The sequence below is a fragment of the Cellvibrio sp. genome, assembly GCF_053579595.1.
In genome coordinates this window covers 1-2,719 of sequence record NZ_JBRFPI010000500.1, presented here as the reverse complement: position 1 = coordinate 2,719, position 2,719 = coordinate 1, and the positions used below count along the sequence as shown (strand labels likewise).

The following is a 2,719-nucleotide window of genomic DNA, read 5'->3' as shown; positions in this document are numbered from 1 at the left end:
GCAGGTAGCAACAAACACCACCTGGAAGAAGAAGTCAGAAGCACCTGAGTAAATGGAGCCGCCGGTGAAGCCATCCTCACGCTCAGCGTAGCTCTTCAAGGGTTCAGCAACATCTACCTCGCCGATACCGCTCAGGAAAAAATTGCCGCCATACATAATCGCGTAACCACACACCAGGTACATTGTGCAGGCAGTTGCGTAAAGCACGACGTTTTTGGTCAGAATTTCAGTGGTATTTTTAGCCCGCACCAGACCCGCCTCAAGCATGGCGAAACCAGCCGCCATCCACATCACCAAGGCACCCATTACTAAAAAGTAGAAGGTGTCCATCGCATACTGAAGATGATAAATATTCTCTTCCATTGGTTTTTCCCCGTCTGTTTATTAAAAGTGAATTACAACGCTTGGTCGCCGGTTTCGCCGGTGCGGATACGCACCACCTGCTCCAAATCGGACACAAAGATCTTGCCGTCACCAATCTTGCTGCTGTTGGCAGCCTTACTGATGGCCTCAACCACTGAATCGGCTTCAGCGTCAGAGACGGCAATCTCTACTTTGGTTTTCGGCAAAAAATCCACCACGTACTCTGCCCCACGGTAGAGTTCGGAATGGCCTTTCTGACGACCAAAACCTTTTACTTCAGTCACGGTCATACCGTGCACGCCAATATCAGAGAGGGCTTCACGCACCACATCCAATTTGAATGGCTTGATGATCGCTGTTACCAATTTCATCGACTGCTCTCCTGAAAAAAATTCCCGCACCTAGGGTGCGGGAAACACCGGAAATACTGCTTAACTGCTCAAGGACGATTTTGCACAGAGCAGGCCAATTTCATAAACTCAATAGAAATCATATAGATAGCGTTTACCTCCGGGCTGATTAAAGAAAATATCCAAGTTCGCATACAAGCTCTGCACCAATTTCGACCAACACAACAAACAACAAGCACCAATAGTGCACATAGTCATCAGAAACAACATATTGATAGATTCCCGTAACGCCGAAATGAGAGTGGCGGATGCAGCTAGCACGGGGAAGAGGTACACTCCCAGTGCAAAATGAGTGGCGAATCGCCAAAGATGAGGATGAAATGATTAAAGATCTGGCTCAGCGCCTGCTGGATGAATTACACACCCAAGCTCCCCATGCCGAGCAACTCCTGCCCAAACGCGAACTGCACATAGCACTGCAGGCAGCATTGGCGCGCCTGGATCTGGTGACGCGTGAAGAATTTGATGCGCAAACTGCGGTACTCCTGCGCACACGGCAAAAACTGGAGGCACTGGAGCAGGAATTAGCACGCCGGGAGCAGTAAATTAAGTCGCGGCGGCCGATTGTGTTCTGCCGCATGATTGATTTATAGTCGCCCAGAAGCTCGCTGCAGGGTCCGCAGCGCAGCGAAAAAACTGTTCAAAAACAACTACAAGGATCGTCAATGTCACTCGCCATCGTAAACTCACGCGCCAAGCTCGGCATCAATGCCCCGCAAGTCACGGTTGAAGTCCATATTTCCAACGGCTTGCCCAGCCTCTCTATCGTCGGACTGCCCGAAACCGCCGTGAAAGAAAGCAAAGACCGGGTTCGCAGCGCACTGATCAACAGCCATCTGGAATTTCCCGCCCAACGCATCACAGTAAACCTTGCACCGGCCGATTTACCCAAAGAGGGCGGCCGCTACGATTTACCCATCGCGCTCGGCATACTCGCCGCGTCCGGACAAATCCCACTAGAACAACTAGATCGCTATGAGTTTCTGGGTGAACTCGCACTATCGGGTGAATTGCGCTCTATTAGTGCGGCACTTCCTGCGGCACTCGCCTGTGGTGATGCGGCACGTGACTTGATTATTAGCAGCGCCAACGCCAAAGAAGCAGCCTTTAGCAGTATTACGCGCGTATTTGGTGCAGAAAATCTCTTGCAGGTCTGCGCACATTTGCACCAGCGTGAAACCTTGCCACAAGCAGTTGCAGAGCAAGTTGGCGGCGAATTCAGCGACGATCCGCTCGATATCCTCGATGTAAAAGGACAATCACAAGCCAAACGAGCGCTGGAGATAGCCGCCAGCGGCGGTCATAATCTGCTTTTTTACGGCCCACCCGGGACTGGAAAAACCATGTTGGCCAGCCGTTTACCGGGAATCTTGCCCGGCTTGAGTGAGCGGGAGATGCTGGATGTTGCAGCGATTTATTCAGTGGCGGCGCAGTCGCAGGACTATCACGGGCGGCGGCGCCCCTTCCGCGCCCCGCACCATACTGCCTCTGCGATTGCACTGGTCGGCGGTGGCTGTGACTTTTTAAAATAGCTGCGACATTTTTGAAATAATTGCGACTGAGCTTTGACTTTATAAATTGACCCCATTAATAATTACATCAGCTTTCCACTGGATGTGATTATAAATGCCCATACCCCTTTGCAGGCCATATGAGCTCCTTGCAAGCCAAATTTCTCTGAAAGACAACCTTTATAAAAATGACAAGCCTTGGGTAGCGTGGTGGTACGGCGGAATTTACAAAAACTTGAGAGATCAATCTCAACCTAACGTTGTTGTATCCTTCCGAGAGCTTACATCGGAAGGCTTGAGTGATAGCCAAATCCTACGACAACTTCCTATTACTTCCCTCGGCCAATTAAGGCTAGGAAGCATATGGTAAAATAAGACGTGCAAATCCCAGCTAAGTTATGAATCGCAAACTTTCAAGGTCAACTTTACGGCGGG

Annotated in this window: 2 protein-coding genes and 2 pseudogenes; 2 read left to right on the top strand and 2 right to left on the bottom strand. The window is 50.4% G+C overall.

All coding sequences use genetic code 11. The features are described from left to right. Together ACWA6V_RS20360 and ACWA6V_RS20355 are read right to left on the bottom strand one after the other, a co-directional pair. Positions 1-363: pseudogene (locus ACWA6V_RS20360) on the bottom strand (ammonium transporter); the annotation flags it as partial. Positions 364-395: 32 nt separating this feature from the next. Beyond that, on the bottom strand, positions 396-734 hold the full coding sequence (locus ACWA6V_RS20355; protein WP_049631555.1) for a P-II family nitrogen regulator: 339 nt from the start codon (positions 732-734) through the stop codon (positions 396-398). A 320-nt stretch (positions 735-1,054) separates the two neighbouring features. Here ACWA6V_RS20355 and ACWA6V_RS20350 point away from each other — a divergent pair, with 320 nt between their 5' ends. Beyond that, positions 1,055-1,318 (top strand): accessory factor UbiK family protein, encoded by a 264-nt coding sequence (locus tag ACWA6V_RS20350; protein ID WP_449524201.1) that lies wholly within the window; start codon positions 1,055-1,057, stop codon positions 1,316-1,318. A gap of 120 nt (positions 1,319-1,438) precedes the next feature. Continuing rightward, positions 1,439-2,287 (top strand): annotated as a pseudogene (locus ACWA6V_RS20345) (YifB family Mg chelatase-like AAA ATPase); the annotation flags it as partial. Between the last annotated feature and the right edge of the window lie 432 nt (positions 2,288-2,719).

Coding starts and splice junctions, on each gene's coding strand:
- ACWA6V_RS20355 (WP_049631555.1), bottom strand. CDS start 734: ATGAAATTGGTAACAGCGATCATCAAGCCATTCAAATTGGATGTGGTG.